The organism is Streptomyces sp. NPDC055962 (genome assembly GCF_042270185.1).
In the GTDB taxonomy this organism is placed as follows: Bacteria; Actinomycetota; Actinomycetes; order Streptomycetales; family Streptomycetaceae; genus Streptomyces.
This window is the reverse complement of the sequence record NZ_JBHJYN010000022.1, coordinates 1-20,830: the sequence shown is the minus strand read 5'-3', so window position 1 is coordinate 20,830 and position 20,830 is coordinate 1. Positions and strand designations below refer to the sequence as shown.

General features: G+C 69.9%; 12 protein-coding genes. 6 read left to right on the top strand and 6 right to left on the bottom strand.

Annotation, left to right across the window (positions count from 1 at the left end; all coding sequences use genetic code 11):
- The first annotated feature begins 2 nt into the window (after nt 1-2).
- The 3 genes from ACFC51_RS34810 to ACFC51_RS34800 all read left to right on the top strand — a co-directional run bounded on the left by ACFC51_RS34810 (nt 3) and on the right by ACFC51_RS34800 (nt 3,123).
- Nucleotides 3-1,463 carry a hypothetical protein gene (locus ACFC51_RS34810; protein WP_376532749.1) on the top strand — a complete coding sequence of 487 codons (1,461 nt, stop codon included), beginning with the start codon at nt 3-5 and terminating at the stop codon, nt 1,461-1,463.
- A 246-nt stretch (nt 1,464-1,709) separates the two neighbouring features.
- On the top strand, nt 1,710-2,423 hold the full coding sequence (locus tag ACFC51_RS34805) for a hypothetical protein (RefSeq protein WP_376380721.1): 714 nt from the start codon (nt 1,710-1,712) through the stop codon (nt 2,421-2,423).
- Nucleotides 2,424-2,475: 52 nt separating this feature from the next.
- Nucleotides 2,476-3,123 (top strand): class F sortase, encoded by a 648-nt coding sequence (locus ACFC51_RS34800; protein WP_376380724.1) that lies wholly within the window; start codon nt 2,476-2,478, stop codon nt 3,121-3,123.
- Between the two features lie 211 nt (nt 3,124-3,334).
- Here the strand turns inward: ACFC51_RS34800 and ACFC51_RS34795 are convergent, their stop codons facing one another.
- Entirely contained in the window at nt 3,335-5,056 is a 1,722-nt protein-coding gene (locus ACFC51_RS34795) for an LCP family protein (RefSeq protein WP_376532747.1), read from the bottom strand.
- 681 nt (nt 5,057-5,737) lie between these two features.
- Between ACFC51_RS34795 and ACFC51_RS34790 the strand changes: the two genes are divergently transcribed.
- Nucleotides 5,738-6,064 (top strand): hypothetical protein, encoded by a 327-nt coding sequence (locus tag ACFC51_RS34790; RefSeq protein ID WP_376380729.1) that lies wholly within the window; start codon nt 5,738-5,740, stop codon nt 6,062-6,064.
- 83 nt (nt 6,065-6,147) lie between these two features.
- Here ACFC51_RS34790 and ACFC51_RS34785 read toward each other — a convergent pair whose 3' ends face one another.
- From ACFC51_RS34785 to ACFC51_RS34770, 4 genes are all read right to left on the bottom strand, one after another.
- On the bottom strand, nt 6,148-6,840 hold the full coding sequence (locus ACFC51_RS34785) for a hypothetical protein (RefSeq protein WP_376380732.1): 693 nt from the start codon (nt 6,838-6,840) through the stop codon (nt 6,148-6,150).
- Nucleotides 6,840-9,860: a hypothetical protein gene (locus ACFC51_RS34780; protein ID WP_376380735.1), complete on the bottom strand. Its 3,021-nt coding sequence runs from the start codon at nt 9,858-9,860 to the stop codon at nt 6,840-6,842. Before ACFC51_RS34780 ends, ACFC51_RS34785 begins: the two co-directional genes overlap by 1 nt.
- An 8-nt stretch (nt 9,861-9,868) precedes the next feature.
- On the bottom strand, nt 9,869-10,417 hold the full coding sequence (locus ACFC51_RS34775) for a DUF2690 domain-containing protein (RefSeq protein WP_376380738.1): 549 nt from the start codon (nt 10,415-10,417) through the stop codon (nt 9,869-9,871).
- Nucleotides 10,418-11,454: 1,037 nt separating this feature from the next.
- Nucleotides 11,455-12,078 (bottom strand): histidine phosphatase family protein, encoded by a 624-nt coding sequence (locus ACFC51_RS34770; RefSeq protein WP_376380947.1) that lies wholly within the window; start codon nt 12,076-12,078, stop codon nt 11,455-11,457.
- Nucleotides 12,079-12,496: 418 nt separating this feature from the next.
- Between ACFC51_RS34770 and ACFC51_RS34765 the strand changes: the two genes are divergently transcribed.
- Entirely contained in the window at nt 12,497-15,079 is a 2,583-nt protein-coding gene (locus ACFC51_RS34765; RefSeq protein WP_376532745.1) for a S8 family serine peptidase, read from the top strand.
- A complete protein-coding gene (locus ACFC51_RS34760; RefSeq protein WP_376532743.1) occupies nt 15,079-18,006 on the top strand; it encodes an FG-GAP repeat domain-containing protein in 2,928 nt (975 codons plus the stop codon). Before ACFC51_RS34765 ends, ACFC51_RS34760 begins: the two co-directional genes overlap by 1 nt.
- A 136-nt stretch (nt 18,007-18,142) precedes the next feature.
- On the opposite strand, the gene yicI is transcribed toward ACFC51_RS34760, so the two are convergent.
- Complete coding sequence (yicI, locus tag ACFC51_RS34755; protein ID WP_376532741.1) at nt 18,143-20,398, bottom strand: alpha-xylosidase; 2,256 nt, start codon at nt 20,396-20,398, stop codon at nt 18,143-18,145.
- Between the last annotated feature and the right edge of the window lie 432 nt (nt 20,399-20,830).

The window sequence follows — 20,830 nt, the reverse complement described above, 5'->3', positions numbered from 1 at the left end:
GCATGCCCCCACGGATACGGATCCCCGGACGCGCGGCGGCAACGGCCGCGGGCCTCGCGACCGTGCTCGCCCTGCTGCTCGCACCGGCACGGGCCACCGCCTCGGACGGGGTCGCACTGACCCTGGAGGGCGTCCCGCGCACCATGGTCCTGTACGCCGCGGACGAGGGCGCCGAAGGGGCGGACGAAGACTTCCAGGTGCCCGTCGCGATCGTCCCGGGGAACACGGAACCGGCCCGCGACATCACGGTCGTCGTCGACGCCTCGGGGCTGAAGGGCGTCGCCCGCGTGGTCGAGGGCGGCTACGGGAACTGCTCGGGCAGGGGCTGGGTGTTCACCTGCGACTACGGCACCCTGCTGAACGACGGCGAGAGCAACGTCCCCTTCCGCATCGTCGGGGTGGACGGCGTGGAGCCGGGCGACAGCGGCACGGTCACCTACACGGCACGCGCCACCGGCGCGGCGCCCGTCACCGGCACCACCCGCATGGCCGTCGGCGGGCCCACCCTGGACGCCCCCGGCAAGGAGGTCCAGGTGAGCGGGGTGAATCCGGGGCAACCCGAGGCGGTGACACCGCAGTTCGCCAACCACACGCGGTTCACCGCCGAACGGGGTGTGGCCCTGCACGTCACCGCGAACGGCGGCCTCACCCTGAAGGCCCGTCACAGCAACTGCTCCTACGCGGGGGCCCGTCCCACGTCGGCGTGGTGCGTGTTCCCCACGAAGGCCGCACCGGGCGCCGCGTACCGGACCGGCGCACCGCTCGCGTACGTCGCCGCCGGGGAGGAGCTCTCCGGCACGCTCTCCTACAGCTGGTCGGCCACGCCGGAGAAGCCCGACGGCCACACGGTGCGCGGGACGGGCGCCCCGGTGGCCCTGGTCCGCACGGTGGACGGCGGCTTCGACGCCGTCCACGGCACCGTCGAGGTGGAGACGACGGTCCAGGCGGACCACAGGCCGGTCACCGGCAGCATCCGGGGACGCGTCGGCAACACGGTGGACGTGCGGCTGGGGGCGGAAGACCTCGGCCCGGGGCGGCTGGAGGGCGACGAGGTGAAGGGCCGCTTCGAGGTGGTCCCGCCCGAGGGCACCACGGTCACCTCCATCCCGTACGCCTTCGAGGAGACGGACCACGCGTGGGGGTGCGCACGGCCGGAGAGGCGGGGCGGCGCCTTCGTCTGCGACCTCGGGGGTGAGGCCTTCGCCGGGAACGGGTCGGCCGACATCGTGTTCCGCGTCCGCATCGACCGGCAGGTGGCGGGCGCGCGGGGCACCGTCCGGACGTACCACCCCTACGACCGCACACCCGGAAACGACACCGCCGTCATTCCGCTCGATGCCTCGCCCGCACCGGCCTACCGGGCCCTCCGGCACCCGACGGCCTGGGTCGCGCTCGCCACTTCGGCAGGTGCGGCTGTCGTGCTGGTGAGGGCGGTCCGGCGACGCAGGGGAAAGGCCGGCTGAGGACTCGACCCGCCCGGTCGCACGGTGCCACGGCGGGCCGTCCCCGCTCGTCGGGGTGGTCCGCCGTGCTGTTCTCCCGTCGCCGGACGGTGTCCGCCTCCGCCGCCCTGATGACCGCGTATCGGCTAGTCAGGGTACTTTTGCGCGTTTCTGCGGTGTCCCGACGCACTCTTCCGAAGATCCATGGCATCCCTTAGGCGATCAGGTGATCAGTACGACAATCATCCCGGCTTGAAGGAGCCCTCCATGCGCATTTCCGCTTCCCTCCGCTCCCGCAGTGTCCGCACGGGCACCCAGGTGGCTGCCGCGGTCGCCGTCGCGGGCGCCGCCCTGGTGGCCGGAGCCCCGGCCGCGCTCGCCGTCGGCGAGAGCGGCGACATCGACGTCCGTTCCGTCAGCTGGCACTCGCGTGGTGACCGCAACGGCGTGGAGGTCTGCCAGTTCGTGCTCGTGGCGAACAACTTCGGGGAGCTCCCCCAGCTGGTGTGGACGATCACCGAGCGCCCCCCGGGGAACACGCTGACGAACACCCTCCCGCTCGTCGAGGGCAAGGCCCGCAGCCAGGAGTACCTGCTCCCCGAGGGCACGTACCAGCTGACCTGGACCGCCGGGCCCGTCCCGAAGTCGAAGAGCTTCGAGGTCGACTGCTCGCGGCCCGGCCAGGGCGGCGGCCAGAACGGCAACCGCGAGGAGGCCGGCGGCCGGGAGTCGTCCGAGTCGGGCACGCAGGCGGACAAGGGCGCCGAGAAGAGCGGCGAGAAGGCCACCGCCGAGATCTACGACAAGCCGTCCGGTGCGGTCCCCGCGGGCGGTGGCGGCGTCCCGGAGATGGAGGGCGTCAGCTCGGAGAGCGGTTCGGGTATCGGGACCTCGGCGGCCGTGGTCGCCGGTGCCGCCGGAATCGCCGGGCTGATCGTGGTGCGCCGTTCCGCACGCCGCCGTGCCCGCAACGAGGCCTGACACGCGCGGCCGACGGCGACGACGGGGTCCGAGCCGGGCATGCCGGCTCACCATGACCCTCTGCGTGACCTTCTCGCTGGTGACCGGCATCGTGTGGGCGAGCTCGGACTCGTCCGAGGACGCCTCGCCGGTCACCGCCGCCCGCGGCAGCGACGCCGCGGGCGGCGGGGCACCGCCCTTCCGGCGGGCACCGCACGAGCCGCAGAAGAAGGTGCCCGCCTCGCACGCCCCACTGGTGCATTCCCGGCCGGTGAAGGTCGCCGTCCCGGCCATCTTCATCGAGGCTCCCGTCACCGCCCTCGGCCTCGACAAGAAGGGCCGGCTCGGCGCCCCACCGCTGAGCAGGCCCAAGCTGGTGGGGTGGTACGGGAAGGGGCCTTCTCCCGGGGAAGCGGGAACGTCTCTGATCGTCGGCCACCGGGACACCGCGACGGGCCCGGCGATCTTCCTCAATCTCAACGTCCTGCGCCGGGGTGACATCGTCAAGGTCACCCGGGCGGACCGGCGGACCGCGGTCTTCACCGTGGACGAGGTGAAGACCTACACGAAGGACAAGTTCCCCGACGAAAAGGTGTACGGGGCGACCGGGCGACCGGAGCTCAGGCTCCTGACGTGCGGAGGACGCTTCGACAAGAAGAGCGGGTACTCCGCCAACGTCGTCGTCTTCGCCCACCTCACCTCACTGAAGAAGGCGGCCTGATCCGGGGCACGCCACACGGAACCGGCCGGTACCTCGGGGGCGAGGTACCGGCCGTCCGCCGTGCTCGGAGGTGTCCGGCCGCACTGCGGGGGCGTGGACCCGGGGCACCCCGGGACCTTCGCCCGGCGCGCTCCAGGGGTGCTTCCCCGGGGCGCCCGGCGACGTTCACCCGGCGCACTCCCGGGTGCTCACCCGGGGCACCCGGCGACGTTCACCCGGGGCACTCGCCCTCGTCGGCCCGGGACTGCCTGACGTCCACCTTCGTGGGCGCGGCGACCGGGGTGCCGGCCTCCTTGAAGTCCGCGCCGAGGACGAGCTTCATCGGCTCCGTCCCGGCGGCGTCCTTCGCTCCGGGCTTCAGCGCCGAGGCGGGCAGGCCCATGAGGTCGGCGAGCGTGCGCGCCTGGTCCGCCTGGTCCGGCGCGTACTCCAGCGTCGTCCTCGCCACACCCTCCGGGGCGTTGCCGGCGTTGCCGGACTTCGACACACCCTTCGCGTCCCGCAGCCACTCCAGGACGGCGCGCGCCGATCCGCTCGGCGCGCCGCCGTTGGTGAGGTCGACGCGCACCGCCGACGCCTCGGCCCGGGGGCCTTCGAGCAGCGCAGCCTGCTCGTCCTTCGCGGCCTTCTGCTTCTTCTTCACCTCGGTGAACGACACGTCGCTCTGCATCATGCCGAAGAGTTTCGGTGCCTCGGCTGGGTGCAGGACGACGGTGACGGGGGTGGGCTCGTCCGGGTTGTCGATCACCGGCACCGTCATCAAGGTGATGTTCTTCAGGTCGATCTTGCCGAGTTCCCGGGCAAGGGTGACGAGCTTGGCGGCACTGCCAATGCCCTTGTCCACGGTGAGGGCGTTGGTGGCCGCCTCGGCGACGTCGAGCATCTTGGTGGGACTGCTCAGCGTGTCCTCCTTCAGCTGCCGCATCATCGACGCGACGAACTGCTGCTGCATCTCGATCCGGTCGAGGTCGCTCTCGTTCTTGAGGCCGTGCCGGTTGCGGAGGAACGACAGGGCGTCCTCGCCCGCGATCCGGCTCTCCCCGGCCGGCAGATCGAGGCCGGTGCCTCCGTCGAGGTCCTTGACGGGCTTCTTCAGACACACCTTGACGCCACCGACCGCGGTGGACAGCGTCTTGACCGCGTTGAAGTCGAACATCATGAAGTGGTCGACCTCGAGATCCGTGATGCCCTCGACCGTCCGCATGGTGCAGCCCGGATCGCGGCCGTTCACCCCGAAGGACTCGTTGAACCTGGTGGGGACGTCCGACCCGGCGATGACCTCGACCGCACCGCCCGGCTGTCTGGTCTCGCAGTCCGGGATCTTCGTCATCAGGTCCCGGGGGATGCTCACGACGGTCGCGTTGGAGCGGTCCTCGGCTATGTGGAAGAGGAGGGTGGTGTCTGCGTGGCCGGTGACGTTGCTCCGGTTCCCGTAGGCCTCGTTGCCCTTGCCGACGCGCACGTCGTTGCCGATGATCAGGATGTTGACCGGCCCGTCGCCCAGGACGGTGTCACTCCCCACGTCACCGACGTCGACGGTGCTGATGTTCCCGTCGAGGCGCTGGTACCAGTAGTAGGCGTACGCCGACGTGCCGACGAGGACCGCCGCCAGGGTGCCCCCCGTCCACAGCAGTGCCTTCCTCCTGGCCCCCCGTCTTCGCCTGCGGCGGCCGGGGGCGGGTCCGGTGCCCGGAACGGATGGGTCGCGGCGACTGCGCTGTCGGGGGACGCGGGCCGGAGCTGTGGCGTCGGCGCCCTCGCCTCCACCGTCGCCGTGAGCGGATGAGGCGCGGGCTCCATGCCGGGAGCCGCCGTGAGAACGCGGGGCCGGAGGCCCGTCCAGGCACAGTTCGTACGTGCCGGTCTCGGGGTTGAGCACCCACTGATCCGCTGGGTCGATCCCGTCCGAACCTCCGTGATTCTGCGCGTCCATGCTTCCCGGCCCTCCGTCAGGTGCCACACGATTCGCCTGGTTGTTCGACGCGTCATGCTACCGGCGCAACGGGTTGCGCAACGGCTTCCGCACCATCCCGGGAGTGACGGCATCACGAAATGACTGCACGTCATATACGGTGCCACTACGCAGAGTTGAGACATGAGCGCGAACAGGTTGACGCGTTCGGGCATGGGATCGCGAACGGCCGACACCTCGTCAGGAGGGGTCGGCCGCCGCTCTCGTACGCCTACCCCACCCTGCAGCCGAGCGCCAGCCCGGGATCGGCAGCGCCTCCGTCCGCGACGTACACGAAGGCGGCCTCCCCGCGTCCGGCACATACGGGGACGGGGTGACCGCCGCCGTGCCGCTGCGGCGCACCCGGACGGTGCGCGCGTGGGCCGACTCGCCGAGAAAAGGGGGTGGGTGGCCGATATCCGGGCCGCATCAGGCGGCGCGAGCCAGGGCCCCGCCACCGCCGGCCTCGCAGGCCTCGCTCGTCCCGGCGTCGCGGGAGGCCGCACTTCAGGGCGGACGGCCTGCCCGGTATCGTCCTCCTGCGCGACAGCGTGGACTCCGCCGGACGACTTCGCCCGGGACAGCCCTCAGGGTGCTCTCAGGGCTCTCGGGCGGACTCCCCGGGGCTGGACGACTCTCGACATCTACCGGGAAGAGAACCTCGTGAAAAAAGTGCGCATATCCCTCGCGGTGGTGGCGTGCACTCTGATGGCTGCCTCCTGCGGGGGGAGCGACGGGCACATCGACACGTCCCGCCTGACGAGCCATGAGAAGGAATGGGTCGAGTTCTCCTACGCCCACGAGAAGAACGAAGACGTCAAGCGGACGTGGGAACAGCTGCCCGCCGACGGCGTGAAGTCGTATCTCGATCAGCAGCGCCCGCGTCTGTGCGGCGACACGGCGGCGCTGATGAAGAGCCTCAAGGAGGCAGGGTACGAAGCGGGCGAGATGCAGGAGTACAAGAGCAGGACGGCAGAGCTCATCTGCTGAGCTCCTCGCGCACACGTCTCGCGGAAAGGACCCCGCCGAAGCCGGCGGGGTCCTTCACTTCCCCAAGAATCAGGGCAGTAGGTTCACGCCACCGCACCACCGAGAATCCTGAGCGAGTACTTGTCGTACGCCCGGTGCAGAACCATCGTCACCGGACCCGAGGAGTACACACCGCTGATGACGTACTCCTTCTTGTTGCCCGTCTCGGCCACCTTCTTCTTGTACAGCGAATCCGTCTCCTTCTTCGCCTGCCCGAGCCAGGCACTCGCCCCGGGGTGGTCGACTCCCGCGACATCGAGACCGGTGCAGGCATCGAGGAAGTCGAGAGCGGTGTCCTTGTCCGTGCCGGTCCTGCACAGAAGGGACGACAGGTTGCGGTGATCGGCGTAACCGGCCGAGACCGTCGTTCCGCCCTGGGCCCGCCCGTGCACGTAGGTCCTCTTCTTCCCGTCCGGCATCTCCTGCTCGACGGGCTCGTCCAGCTTCAGCTCCCATGACTTCGCGAGCGTGGCCAGGAAGTCCTTGCCGGTGTATCCGGTGGCCATCGCTTCCGCCGGGCCGAAGCCGGGCTTCTTGTCGCTGGTCACCGCGTGCTTCGGCAGATCGCCGGTGGGCGGAGCCGTCCGTTCCTCGGCCTGCCCGGACCGGGTGGCCGCCGCCTTCGGACGCTCGGAGGCCGTCGTACCGGGGGCGTCATCGGTGCCGCAGGAGGTGACTCCCGCCGTGCCGATGACGAGGGTCACCAGCACGGCGGGGATCCGGAGGGCGGCGCGCATCACAGGCCGCCGTCGACGAGGGCGCAAGCGCCGGGCTCGGCGGAGTTGTACGGGACGAAGGCGATCGCGTCGAACACCACGTTGTCGTCGCCGGTGGCGCCCTTCTGGATGTTGTCGGCCTCGATGTAGCCGCCCTTCCAGAAGCTGAAGGTGCCCATCTCGAACCAGGTGTTCTTGCCCGCGCTGCGGGTTCCCTGGTTCACGTTGCAGTAGTCGGGCTTCGCCCCCGCCGTGTTGTCGCCGGGTACGAAGTCGTACCGTACGACCGCTTCCGCGCCGTGGCTGGGCAGGTGGAGGTACACCTTGTAGCGCTGGCCGGGCTCGTCACCGGAGGGCAGCTTGCGCTGGTTCACCTGCCACCGGCCTGTGATCCGGTGGAAGGGCTGGTTGTTGTAGTCGTAGCTGTGGGTGAAGTAGACGTGGTGGTCGTAACCGGCACCGAGCTGGTGGAGGTCGATGGGAGCGATGTACGGCGTCGCCCGGAAGCTGCCGTCCTCCCTCTCCATGGTGATGTTGTCGCCGGACTGAAGGGTGAACTTGCCGTCGTCGGCCGCCTCGAAGTCCCCGCAGCCGTAGGTGTCCTCGTGCTCACCGAGGTCGTCGACGATGATGGCGTTGGTGTAGACACTCGGATGGTCGATGCAGGGGCCGTGGTCGTACTTGCTCTTGAGCTCGGGCTCTCCCGATCCGAGCGAGTAGCTGAGGTGCTCGGTGCTGGAGTTGCCCGTGCTCTGCGAGCCCATCCAGTCCACGCTGCCGTCCCAGCGGCACTGCTCGTCCCAGCTGGGGCACGGGTCGGACGCGGCCGGATTGCACGCGTTGATGGACGGGTTGCAGAACAGGGTGCGCGGGGCGACCTTGATGACTCCCATCGGCATGTCCGGCTCGGAGTAGGACTCCTCTCCGTCCCAGGTCATCTGCGGGACTTCAGCCCAGCCGAAGATCTTCTCCTGGTAGCTCCACTCACCGGGCCGGGAGGCGTCGTCATAGCTGTACCGCAGGAACGGCTGCCGGTCCGCCGGGTAGTCCGGGTTGACCGGGTTGTTGAAGTAGCCCAGGCCGACGACGCCGGTGGGGTTCTCCACACCCGGCATGTAGACGCCCGAGTTGTAGCCCCACAGCGCCATGTACCAGTTCTCGATGTAGGCCGCGCTGCCGTTGTTGGTCTGCATGCCCAGCGTCTTGAGCTGGTTCCACTTCTCGGCCAGGATGCTCAGGCCCGCGGCGATGTTGGCGGCGTAGTCGGTGGTGACGGCGCCTGCCTCCAGGGTGCTGAGCGTCGGGTTGTGGAGCTCGGACATGCCGGTCGTGACCTGGGCGATGCCGTAGCCGCAGTCGGCCCTGCTCTTGTTGGGGTAGTTGTGGATGCCGTTCTCGTTGCCGTACCAGTCGGACTTGGTGACGTTGCCGGAGTCCCCGTTCATGGAGTGCCAGGACGCCTGCTTGAAGTTGGACTCCTGGGCGAGGATCCCCAGCATCACCTGTGCGGGAATCTCACCCCCGCCGGTCAGCTTCGGCTTGGGGAACAGGCCCTGCGGGGTGTACGCGGCCAGGCCGGTGGCGTGCCAGTCCTTCGGCCGGGAGACGTTCAGCTGGCCGTGGACCGCCTGGTCCACCGCCCACTCCACCATGTTGGCGCTGGCCTGGAGAGCCTGGCGCTTGGGGTCGTTGCGCTTGACGATGCACGGGGTCTCCATGTCCCACACCTCGCCCCGGATCTGTGCACCCGATCCGGAGATGCACTGTGTCTCGGGCATGCCCTCACCGCAGGCGGCGGGGTCCACGTCGTCGGGGCCGGCCACGGTGAACGCGGCCGGGTCCAGCGACGGGGAGGAGCTGGTCCGGGGCCGCTTGCGATCAGCGTCCACGAGCGTGGTGGCCTCGGCACCCGTCCTGAGTGCGGTCGCCTTGACCGTCAGAGTGCCGGCGCCCTTCTTGGACGCCGAGCCGACACGGGTGGTGATGCCCTTCATCTGCTCGGAGAACACCGAGTTGGTCACCAGGTGCCCCTTGCGGGAGATCCCGGCCACGGGGCCGTCCACCTCGTGCTTGGAGAGGCCCGGGGCCTTGCCGGTGTCGATGCCCTTCACGTCACCGGCGACGGCTGTCCCGTCCGCCACGCGAAGGAGCTTCACCTTGCCCTTCGGGGCACGGCCCAGTTCGGTGAGTGCCTTTCCGTCGAACCTGGAGATGACACTCTTCTCGCCCTCGACCGTACCGACGTCCACACTTCCGTCGTCCGACGCGGTCAGCGCGAAGAGCGGTCCGGGCATCGCCGCGAGCTTGCGCGCGGACAGCTTCTTGCCGTCGCCCTTCAGGTCGACGAGGTTGCCGTCGAGTACGCCGACCGTGGACTTCCGGGTGGGGGTGACGTGAGTCAGGTGGCCCTTGACCGTGCGGCGGGAGGAGACCGAACCCGTGGCCGCGTCGACCGACAGGACCGTCGTCGACCCGGCGGAGGTGTCGGTGGCCGAACTGGAGGTGAAGGCCACCTCGTCGCCCGTGCCGCAGCCCGGGGTGAAGTACGCCAGCTGGACCCGGTCGGGAACGTCGGTGACCTTGCCGTCGGAGAGCCGGATCACCGCGGCGAACGCGCCGGCGCTGTACGCCCCGGGCTCGTTGGACCAGGCCGACGGGGCGTAGACCGCGGCCGCGTACTTCCCTGATCCCGTGGTGCAGACATATCCCGTCCACGGACCGGTGTCGGACAGTTCCTTGCGGTTGAGCCGGGCGATCTCGTAGAAGGAGAACCCGTCGCTCTCCTTCGCCGCCAGGATGTGCAGGCCCTCCGCGTCACCCGTGGCCTGGACGATCGAGTCCGGCGACGCCGTGTAACCCGACCCGAGCTGCTCGCCGGGCGCCGAGAAGAGCCGGGGCGAGGTGCTGTCCGCGGCTGCGGTGGTGGTCCGCTCGGTGGTGTCCGCGGAGAACTGCGGGACCACGGCCACCGATGCCGCCACCACGCTCATGGCTATCAGCGGATTGAAGGAGAAGTACTTCCGGAGACGTCTCTTGCGCATTGCCTTCCTCACAGCCAGTCCGTGCAGGAGCCGTGCAGCTGCGGCAGGCTCGCGTCGACAGGTTTGTCCCCGGTGGCGTTGGGATCTTGCATGGTGTACTTCCCGGGGAAGGGGTCGTACTGGGCGTCGACGTCGTTCCAGCACGCCTTCGCGCTCGTCTTCTTCCAGTTCTGCATCTTGGTGTAGGCGCCCGCCACACCGTCGGCGAGAAGGCCGGTGGTGTCGGACTGCTGAATTCCGCCGTCGGGATCACGCGTGGTCCAGAGCGTCCCGTACACGTAGTCCGGGGACGTGTCGAGGTCGCGGGAGATCTTCATCCAGACCCCCTGGCACATGTAGGACCACATCAGCCGGACGGAGACCGACTCGTCCGGTTCGGTCACCTGCTGGAGAATCTCGGCGTCGTCGTCACACCCCATCTGAATGGGGTCCTTGCCCGCACAGGTGGCGCGCCAGCAGTCGACTGCGGCTGCGGGCGGCGCCTGCATCCCCTGAAAGACTCCGGTCAGCAGCGTCAGGGCAGCCGCGGCCGTCGCCCATCTACGGAAGCCGAACATATTCATCACCTCATATCTCTTCTTTCGCGCCACAAGAGGTGTGGCGCGGTTCAGGACTGGTCCCGCCGGAGTGACCGGAGGGTGCCCACGTCTGCGCCGGCTCCGGCTCGGCCGGCACATGCGTCCGTGCACGGCCGGGACGTGGAGCCGGCTCCGGGCCGTCCACGGAATACGGAGCCGGCTGCTCGGACGGCGTCCACGCACCGCCTCCGCCCGAACAGCGGAAGCGGTCGGGGACGCGCCGGCGGATGCCGGTCCCCGGATCGAATTCAGCGCACTGCGCCGTCACCGACTACGCGCGTTGCGTCACACGACGTGACGGCGCCGAGGCGGCGTATCCCACGGACACAGGGGCGGTCTGATGGCCGGTCAGCGGATTCCTGGGGCGTCACGGGTGACAACCTGAGGCGGTTTCACCCGCACTGGACCCGACCACGTCATCCCCCCACAGGATCGCCGTTCAGCGAGGCGTCTGTCTTGCAGGTCGCAAGAAACACATCGGCCGCCCGGCCTCGCGAAAAGGCGGCGGCCGCAACATAAGCCAACAGAACTTCCGGCGCAACGCGGTGTCGCCGTGCCCGCCCTGACGGGCGAGGAGGCGGATGACCAGCAGTGATCTCGGCTGTCGGTATATGCGCGACTCTTGCTGGGGACATGGCCTGTTGTCCGAATTTCGGGAGGAACGCGCCGGACCATGAGCGCTTTCAGGCCAGGAAGGCAGGGAGGCCGGGGACCGCAGCGGCTGACGCAGCCGGCCGCCATCCGCTCTCGTCCGGCTCCGGCCACGTCCCGCAGGCAACCGATGCCTCCCCTGCGACGACTCGTTCCGGCCAGCAATTCCAGCCAAAGCGCAACGGCCGGAGGTGCGGGCCGAGGAGAAGCACGGGCCGGCGTGCAACACGCTGTGTCACCAGGTGATCCTGGTCACGGGCAACGGAAAACGCCGTCGGCCGGCACCTCGTGGGCGAGGTACCGGCCGACGGCGTACGGTGCGGCGGACGCGTTGCGTCGACGCCCGCGGGACGGACGGCCCGCGGTCAGCCGATCGCGTGGAACAGCCTCTCCGGCAGCGCCATGTTCAGTGCCGTGACCACCGGCTTGCCGTGTTCCGTACCCAGGCGGGACACCGCCCCGGTGGCGAGCTGGAAGAGTTCGCCGCTCGCGGGCGTCAGCCGCAGGTAGCGGGCCGTGAGCACCCGCAGGAAGTGGGAGTGGGCCACCAGCGCGATGTCGGCCTCCCCGAGACGGGACGCCGCCGCCCTGACCTCCGCCAGGATCCGGTCGGCGCGGTCGCCCACCTCCTTCGGGCTCTCCCCCGGGTGCTCCTCCGGGCCGGGTGCGACGCCGTCGGTCCAGAGGTTCCAGTCCGGGCGGGTGCGGCGGATGTCGACCGTGGTCACGCCCTCGTACGCCCCGTAGTCCCACTCCCGCAGGTCAGGCGTCTCGCGGGGCGCGGTCAGACCCGCGAGCTCGGCGGTGCGCCGGGCACGGAGATAGGGGCTGACCAGGGTCAGCCCGATCTCGCGCTCCGCCAGCAGCGGCACGAGGGCGCGGGCCTGGCGCTCCCCCAGCTCGGTCAGGGGCAGGTCGGTCCAGCTCGTGTGCTGCCCGGACCGGGACCACTCGGTCTCGCCGTGCCGGATCAGGATCAACTCACCCATGGATGCTTCCGCTCTCTGCGCTGTTCTCGTACGTCTGTGCCGTCGGTGCCAACCTGCCGGCTCACGATCGCATTCCACCGGGCCGAGTACGGGGCGGCTCGCCCCGGAAGGGCCTCCGACCCGGCCGACGGCACCCGGGCCGAGCCGGACTCGGCGGCGTGTCCGGCCGCTCGGGACACCGGGGGTGCGGGTCGTCGACGTCGGGCCGGGCGACGAGGTACCCCGGAGCACGCTGTACGTCCCGCCGCGGCACCGGGCGGGCCCTGAGGGGTGATCGGCCGCAGGACACGGTCCGGCCGGCTCTCCGGCCGCACGCGTCGGTGCGGGCCCCAGGGCGGTCCGCGGTCGAGTAATGCCGGTGTAACGGCGGGTTCCTAGCATCCGTGCTCCCCTACCTGCCCACCGAGGAGCACCCCCGATGCACCTGCCCCGACCGCCCCGGCGCAGATCCGCCGCATGGGCGGCTGCCGCGTTCACCGCGACGGCCCTGGCCGCCGGAGCCGTGCCGGCCGTCGCCGCCGGCACCCCCTCCGCCGCCGCCACCGCGAAGATCGACTCGTCGTTGAGCAGCGCCGTCGCCAAGGGCGGCGACGCGACCTTCTTCGTCGTCCTCAAGGACCGGGCCGACCTGTCCGGCGCCAGAAAGCAGAAGACGCACGGCGGCAGGGCCAAGGCCGCGTACAAGGAGCTGCGCGCGCACGCCGCGGACAGCCAGAAGTCGCTCACCTCCTTCCTGGACAAGGAGAGGGTCGGCCACAAGGACTACTGGATCGCCAACACGATCCGGGTCACCGGTGACGCGGACCTCGTGAACACGCTCGCGAAGCGCTCGGACGTCGCCTCGGTGGTCAAGCAGCAGAAGTACGAACTCGACGACATCGAGGTGTCGGACAGCAAGGTCACCACGTCGCGCCCCACCCCGGCGGGCACGGATTCGTCCGCCACCGGTGACGACACCCCCGAGTGGGGCGTGGCCGACATCCATGCCGACGACGTCTGGAAGCAGTACGAGGACCGCGGCGAGGGCATCGTCATCGCCAGCGTCGACTCCGGTGTGCAGTACGACCACCCGGACCTCGTCGCGAACTACCGCGGCAACAACGGCGACGGCACCTTCACGCACGACTACAACTTCTACGACCCGACCGGGAACTGCCCCTCGGACGGCACCCCGTGCGACAACAACGGCCACGGCACCCACACGATGGGCACCATGGTCGGCAAGAACGGGATCGGTGTCGCGCCGAACGCCACGTGGATGGCCGCCAAGGGCTGCGCGACCGACGAGTGCCCCGACGACGACCTGCTCGCCGCCGGCCAGTGGATCCTCGCGCCGACCGACCACAACGGGCAGAACCCGCGCCCGGACCTCGCCCCGAACATCGTCAACAACTCCTGGGGCGGCGGGGACACGACGTTCTACCAGGACATCGTCGAGGCCTGGAACGCCGCGGGCATCTTCGAGGCGTTCGCCGCAGGCAACGACGGTGACGGCAAGACCTGCTCCACCGCTCACGCCCCCGGCTCGCAGGCCCCGTCCTACGGCGTCGGCGCCTACGACTCGACCGGCAGCATCGCCTCGTTCTCCGGCTTCGGCCCGTCCCTGGTCGACGGCTCGGCGAAGCCGGACATCTCGGCACCCGGCGTCGACATCCCCTCCACGTGGCCGGGTTCGTCGTACAACACCATCAGCGGTACGTCGATGGCGACCCCGCACGTCGCGGGCGCGGTCGCGTTGCTGTGGTCGGCGGCTCCGTCGCTGATCGGCAGGATCGACGAGACCCGCGCGCTGCTCGACGAAGGCGCACACGACGTCGACGACACGCACTGCGGCGGCACCGCCGGCATGAACAACGTCTGGGGTGAGGGCAAGCTCGACATCCTCGCCTCCGTCGACAGGGCCCCGCACACCGCGGCCACCGTGACCGGAAAGGTCACCGACAAGGCGACCGGTGCGGCTCTGCGGAACATCACCGTGAGCGCCACCGACACCGCCGGTTCGGTGCGTACGGTCACCACCGCCCCGGACGGCACGTACCGCCTGCCGCTGGCCCCGGGCACGTACTCCCTCGCCTTCAGCGGCTACGGCTACGCGAACGGCGCGACGACCGGTGTCACGCTCGCCGCCGAGCAGTCGTACACACAGGACATCGCGCTGACCGGGGTCCCCTCGCACCAGGTCTCCGGCACCGTCCTCGACGTCACCGGCAAGCCCCTGGCGGGTGCGAAGGTCGAGCTGAACGGCGCACCGCTGAACGCCGTCACCACCGACGCCAAGGGCGCCTACTCCTTCGCCGCGGTCTCCGAGGGCTCCTACGGTCTGGCAGTGAAGCCCGCGGCCCCCATCCTGTGCAACGGTGTCTACAGCGGTGCCGCCACCGTCGGCACCACCGACCTGACGAAGAACGTGAAGGTCCCGAACCGCGAGGACAGCACGGGCAACACCTGCGCCCCGGCCGCGTACTCCTGGATCGCGGGCTCCAAGAAGGTGGCCCTGTCCGGTGACGAGGACTCCGCCACCGTTGCTCTGCCCTTCTCCGTGAAGCACTACGGCGTCGCGTACTCCTCCGCCTCGGTCACCACCGACGGTCTGGTCAACTTCCTCTCCTCGCGCGTCGGCGACTACGGCAACACCTCGCTGCCGACCGCCGGCCCGAACGGCGTCAAGGGCGTCGTCGCCCCTCTGTGGAACGACCTGACGCTGGACAAGAAGTCCTCCGTGCAGACGGCCACCACCGGAACCAAGGGCAACCGCACGTTCGCCATCGTCTGGAACAACGCCGCCTACGCGGACGGCACGGCGGGCCGCGCCACCTTCGAGGTCCTCTTCGACGAGGCAACCGGCGCCGTGACCCTCCAGTACAAGTCCGTCGCCGACCGGGGCGCGGGTGCCACCGTCGGCATCGCCGACCAGGCCGGCACCGACGCCCTGCAGTACTCCTTCAACCAGTCCGTGCTCGCCGACGGCACCGCCGTCCGCTTCACGCAGGGAGCCAAGTAATGAGAGCGCACCACTCCCGGCAGGCCGTCCGGCTCGCCTCCGCTCTGGTCGCGGCAGGCCTCTGCCTGTCCGCCGCCCCCCAGGCCCTGGCCGCCGACGGCGACAGCGGCTCGGTCATGAAGCTGACGGACACCCAGGCCGAGAAGCTGGCCGCCGACGTCACCCTCGACCCGTACGTCAAGGCCGAGGACACCACCGGCACGCAGAAGAAGGCCGCGGACGGCGCGGCGGACTCGGGTGCCGAGCACTCGGCCGCCGCGGTCGACCCGACCACCAAGGTCACCATGACCGCGAAGTCCACGCTGGAAGGCGTGCGCGGTCTGGGCGCCACGGTGCCGGTCGGCAAGAACGGCGCCTACTACTCCGTCAACAGCATGGGCAACGTCCAGCTGCACGCCGCCGACGGCAGCGAGACCTGGGCCCGCACCAGCGCCTCGTTCTTCACCGACTGGCAGGTCAAGCCGCTCCAGGTGTGGCGGGTCGAGCCGTACCCTCCTCAGATCCTCATGGGGTACAACGCGGTCTCGCCGTTCTCGCCCAACTCCGAGTCCGGTTGTTCGGCCGGTGACCTGACCGGTGACGGCGTCCCGGACCTGGTGTTCTCGGCCAAGGTCGGCGCCAACCCGTACCCGCGGGCGTTCACCTCCCCGGGCTCGCCCCTGTCGACCGGCACCTTCGTGACGGTCCTCGACGGGAAGACCGGCGCCACGGTCTGGTCGAAGCTGTACAACTACGCTTCCATGGTCAAGATCGTCGACGGCACCCTGCTGATCGCCGACGCGCCCCGGATGAGCGGCGACGCCAAGGTCCCGGCCGACGCGACCGCCACCCTGACCGGCATCCGCTTCTCCTCCGCGGACGGCAGGCTGACGCCGGCCGGCACCTGGACGTTCGACACCAAAGAAGCCCGGTACACGAACTGGGGCGACGTCCAGGCCCTCGGCAAGGGCAAGGTCGCCGTCAGCTGGAACCTCGCCAAGGCCGACGGCGTCGACGCGCGCGGCCACACCGCCGTCCTCGACACCACCGACGGCTCCGTCACCTGGCAGACCGACAGCGTGCTGTACAACCGCATGCTGCACCTCGACGCCGGCCGCAAGCGGCTCGTCGCGATCGAGCAGGCGGACGTCAACGACGCGGTGCGCTACGAGGTCGCCGCGTACGACCTGAAGAGCGGCCACCGCGCCACCCTGAGTTCCAGGAGCAATGTTCTGCCCACCGCGCTGACGGTCGGCGATCTCGGCGCCAGGGCGGGAGACGAGTACGCGGTCGCCGAGTCCTCCTTCGACGAGAACCTGTCCATCAACGCCAGCACCATCCGTGTCGTCAGCGGTGACGACGCGGACAAGGTCCTCTGGTCGTCCACGACCAAGCGGGATGCCGAGAACGGCCGCGACGCGCCCAGCACCTGGGGTCTCGGGATCATGGACGGCAAGCTGGTCGCGTCCGCGCAGAACGACCGGAAGATGTTCGAGCCGGAGAACCGGGGCAGCCTGCGCTACGCCTCGCTCACCGTCTTCTCCGGTAACGGCAAGCTCGCGTGGCGGTCCGAGGACGTCGAGGCCTCGCCGATGTTCCAGGACCTCTACAGCGACGCCACGGGCTCGCACGTGCGGGTGATCGACCAGGAACAGAACATCCGCACCTTCAAGCTGGGCAACGGCAAGACGGAGAAGGTCACCCCGCTCCAGGGCGACATCGCCTACGCCAAGAGCGCCGACCTGAACAAGGACGGCAAGAACGATCTGGTGATGGGCGGTTCGTCCAACGGCGTCTGGGCGTATTCGGGCCCGTCGCTGGTGAACGGATCCAAGCCCGAGAAGCTGTGGCAGGCCACCGTCGCGGGCGGTGTCCACGACATCCAGATCGGCGACGTCAACGGCGACGGCAAGCAGGAGATCGTCGTGGCGGCCGACACCGCGACGGTCGTCCTCAACGGCAGGACCGGCAAGACGCTCGCCACCATCGACGGCGGCGGCCAGTTCGTCCGCTCGGCCAGGCTCGCCGACCTGAACGGCGACGGCGAGCTGGACATCCTCGTCGCGACGGACGCGCTGCGCGCCTACTACGGCGACGGTCACGCCCTGTGGACGTACAACGCCCCCGAGGACGCGGGCGACGTGTACTTCTCCGACCCGTCGGTCAACGACGGCCGGGTGTACGTCTCGTACGCCGGCCGCAACTCCCTGCGTGTGGCCCAGCCGGCGATCAGCGCGGTAGCGCTGAACGCCAAGACCGGCAAGGCACGCTGGGCCGAGGCCCCGAAGGCGCCTGCGAGCGCCGTCACCCCGATTCGTACCGCGGTCGCCAACGAAGGGGTCTTCGCTTCCAAGGAGATCCCCTACGCGGACGGGCACGCGGTGGTCTACACCTGGACGGTCGACGCACCCTACGTCTGGGACGTCTCCGGCAACAACGGTACGGGTACGCAGAACGTCTTCGAGATCCGGGACGGCCGAACCGGTGAGGTGCTGAACAGCTGGATCTCGGGCGGTCTGTGGACGCACTTCAGCTTCTTCGTGAAGGACGGGTCGCTGTACGAGGGCGGCACGTCCTCCTTCCGCCGCTTCGGGCCGGACGGCGCGTTCAAGCAGCAGGGTGTCTTTCCGCAGTCCTACGGAGGCGGTTTCCTGACCGGCCCCGGTGGCCGTTCGCTGCTGGTGGCCGGCGGCGAGGCCGGCCTCGACCTCTGGGACCCGAGCATCGTCGACTCCGAGGACAGCTGGGCCGATGAGGTCGGCGGCATCCCCGCCACCAACGGCGCCCGCAACTACTTCGCGGGTGACCTGGACGGCGACGGTGTCGACGAGGTGTTGTCGCTGAACAGCGACGACTCCGGGATGGACCGCACCGCCGGTCTGTCCGACGGCGGCTACTTCCTGACCGACAACGGTATCCACCAGGTCACGGCGTTCACGCTGTCCTGACCTCCCGTCCCGCGCTGCCGGTGTCCCTCTCGGATCCGGGACACCCGCGGCGCGGACCGGTGGGGCCGCCCTCGCGGAGAGCGGACAGCCGGAGCACCCTGGCAGGGTGCTCCGGCTGTCCGCCGTGGTGCTGCGATCAGCGGCTGACCGCCGTCAGGCGGTCTCCCCCCACGACCGTGACCGTGTACGGCCGGTCCGTGTCCGTCGTGACGCGGACCTCGCCGCCCTCGCGGACCACCTCGTACGTCGCCGCCACCGCGCCCGTGCGGTCGGGGACGGTCACCGTGCGGGTGAAGTCGCCGGTGCCGGCTGGGGCGAACACCCGGAGTTCGAGGTCGTCGAGCCACTCGGCGTCCGGGCGCGACTCGTCGGCGCCGAGCGCCAGGACCGCGCCCTGGCGGACCAGCAGCGGCAGGCTGTCGAAGCCGTGCGTCTCCTGGCGCCAGGCCGGGCCGGTGACCGTGTCGCCCGTCAGCAGGTGGGTCCAGGTGCCCTCGGGGACGTAGTACTCGACGGTGCCGTCGTCGGAGAAGACCGGCGCGACCAGGAGATCCGGGCCCAGCAGGTACTGCCGGTCGGCGACCCGGGCCGTCGGGTCGTCCGGGAACTCCAGCAGCAGGGGACGCATCGTCGGGACACCCGTACGGTGCGTCTCGACGGCGGTGCCGTACAGGTACGGCATGAGTCGGTGCTTGAGCCGGGTGAACTGCCGGGCCACGTCGACCGCTTCGTCACCGAACTCCCACGGCACGCGGTACGACGACGAGCCGTGGAGCCGGCTGTGCGAGGAGAGGAGCCCGAAGGCGAGCCAGCGCTTGAAGACCGCCGGGTCGGGGGTGCCCTCGAAGCCGCCGATGTCGTGGCTCCAGAAGCCGAAGCCGGACAGGGACAGCGAGAGGCCGCCGCGCAGGGACTCCGCCATGGCCTCGAAGGAGGACCAGCAGTCGCCTCCCCAGTGCACCGGGTACTGCTGTCCGCCGGCGGCGGCGGAGCGTGCGAAGAGGACGGCCTCGCCCTGGCCGCGCTCCTTCTCCAGGAGGTCGAAGACGGCCTTGTTGTAGAGGTGCGTGTAGTAGTTGTGCATGCGCTCCTGGTCGGAGCCGTCGTGCCAGACGACGTCCGTGGGGATGCGCTCGCCGAAGTCGGTCTTGAAAGCGTCGACGCCCTGGTCGAGGAGCACCTTCAGCTTGCTCTGGAACCAGGCGGTGGCCGCCGGGTCGGTGAAGTCGACGAGGGCCATGCCGGCCTGCCACTTGTCCCACTGCCAGACGTCGCCCTCGGGCGTCTGCACGAAGTAGCCCTCGCGGACGCCCTCTTCGTACAGGGCGCTCTTCTGCCCGATGTACGGGTTGATCCAGACGCAGATCTTGAGGCCCTTGTCCTTGAGCCGGGCGAGCATGCCCTCCGGGTCGGGGAAGACGGCCGGGTCCCACTCGAAGTCGCACCACTGGTACTCGCGCATCCAGAAGCAGTCGAAGTGGAAGACGCTCAGCGGGATCCCCCGCTCGGCCATGCCGTCGACGAAGGAGGTGACGGTGGCCTCGTCGTACGAGGTGGTGAAGGACGTCGTCAGCCAGAGGCCGAACGACCAGGCCGGCGGGAGGGCCGGCCGGCCGGAGAGGGCCGTCCAGCGCGCGAGGACGTCCTTCGGCGTGGGGCCGGCGATGACGAAGTACTCCAGCGTCTGGTCCTCGACGCTGAACTGCACCTGCCCGACGGCCTCGGAGCCGACCTCGAAGGAGACCTTGCCGGGGTGGTTGACGAAGACGCCGTAGCCGCGCGAGGAGAGGTAGAACGGAATGTTCTTGTACGCCTGCTCGCTGCTGGTGCCGCCGTCGGCCTGCCACATGTCGACGGTCTGGCCGTTCTTCACGTACGGGGTGAAGCGCTCGCCGAGGCCGTGGACGGTCTCGCCCACTCCCAGGGCGAGCTGGGCGACCATGTGGTGGCTGCCGTCGTCGAGGGTGGCGAACGCGCTGCCCTTGCGGCCGGCGGAGGTCAGGACCCGGCCGTCCCCGTCGAGGAACTCCAGGCCGAAGGTGCCCTCGGTGGGCAGCCGCAGGGTGAGCGGCCCGCTGGTCAGCTCGGCGGCCGGGCCCTGCGTCCGGGTGGTGGCCGCGGACCGCGCGGCGGCCCCCGGCATCTCGAAGTCGGGGCCCCTGCGACGCCTGCCCGCGTGGTGGGTGAGGCGCACCGCGATGACGCCCTCGGCCGGGGCGTACGCCTCCACGGTGATCAGCGGGGCGTTCAGCGTGTCGCCGCGGCGCTCGACGCGCTTGACGGCCGCGTAGGCGGCGAGACGGTCGTCGTCGAGGCGGACGTCGCGGACTTCGGTGGCGTACGAGGCGTGCACACCGCTGCGCAACTGCCAGAAGCCGTCGGTGAACTTCATGGGGGTGGTCCTTAACCGATCAGGTGGTGCTGGACTGCGGGACGTCCGGACGCCTGCGGCGAGCGCGGCTGCGGGTCCTCTCACTTTTGATCGTACACAAAACAAATATGACCGACAGGGGTGCCGGGCTTCGGGAATTACCGATTTGCCCGAGTACCTGGAGCCCGGAGAGTGACCTTGGAGCGGCCACACTGACGCCACGTGACGGCAATATCACGGAAATGCTCTAGAAACCATCGTCGAGATGGCGTATTAGTACTGCAAGCAAACAAATTGGCTGGTCCGGCAGCGCTGCCGCCCGGCCCCACGTCGACGAAGAGGCTGTGCAATGTCGGACCGCTTCACTCCCACCCCTGCGGACAGGTTCACCTTCGGTCTGTGGACCGTGGGCTGGCGTGGCAACGACCCGTTCGGTGAGCCGACGCGTCCCGC

What these genes read in the sequence shown, in the direction of transcription:
- ACFC51_RS34770 (WP_376380947.1), bottom strand. Translation starts at nt 12,078, where the DNA reads ATGGGTGAGTTGATCCTGATCCGGCACGGCGAGACCGAGTGGTCCCGG.
- ACFC51_RS34780 (WP_376380735.1), bottom strand. Translation starts at nt 9,860, where the DNA reads ATGCGCAAGAGACGTCTCCGGAAGTACTTCTCCTTCAATCCGCTGATA.
- ACFC51_RS34800 (WP_376380724.1), top strand. Translation starts at nt 2,476, where the DNA reads ATGACCCTCTGCGTGACCTTCTCGCTGGTGACCGGCATCGTGTGGGCG.
- ACFC51_RS34785 (WP_376380732.1), bottom strand. Translation starts at nt 6,840, where the DNA reads ATGCGCGCCGCCCTCCGGATCCCCGCCGTGCTGGTGACCCTCGTCATC.
- ACFC51_RS34810 (WP_376532749.1), top strand. Translation starts at nt 3, where the DNA reads ATGCCCCCACGGATACGGATCCCCGGACGCGCGGCGGCAACGGCCGCG.
- ACFC51_RS34805 (WP_376380721.1), top strand. Translation starts at nt 1,710, where the DNA reads ATGCGCATTTCCGCTTCCCTCCGCTCCCGCAGTGTCCGCACGGGCACC.
- ACFC51_RS34775 (WP_376380738.1), bottom strand. Translation starts at nt 10,417, where the DNA reads ATGTTCGGCTTCCGTAGATGGGCGACGGCCGCGGCTGCCCTGACGCTG.
- ACFC51_RS34795 (WP_376532747.1), bottom strand. Translation starts at nt 5,056, where the DNA reads ATGGACGCGCAGAATCACGGAGGTTCGGACGGGATCGACCCAGCGGAT.
- yicI (WP_376532741.1), bottom strand. Translation starts at nt 20,398, where the DNA reads ATGAAGTTCACCGACGGCTTCTGGCAGTTGCGCAGCGGTGTGCACGCC.
- ACFC51_RS34765 (WP_376532745.1), top strand. Translation starts at nt 12,497, where the DNA reads ATGCACCTGCCCCGACCGCCCCGGCGCAGATCCGCCGCATGGGCGGCT.
- ACFC51_RS34760 (WP_376532743.1), top strand. Translation starts at nt 15,079, where the DNA reads ATGAGAGCGCACCACTCCCGGCAGGCCGTCCGGCTCGCCTCCGCTCTG.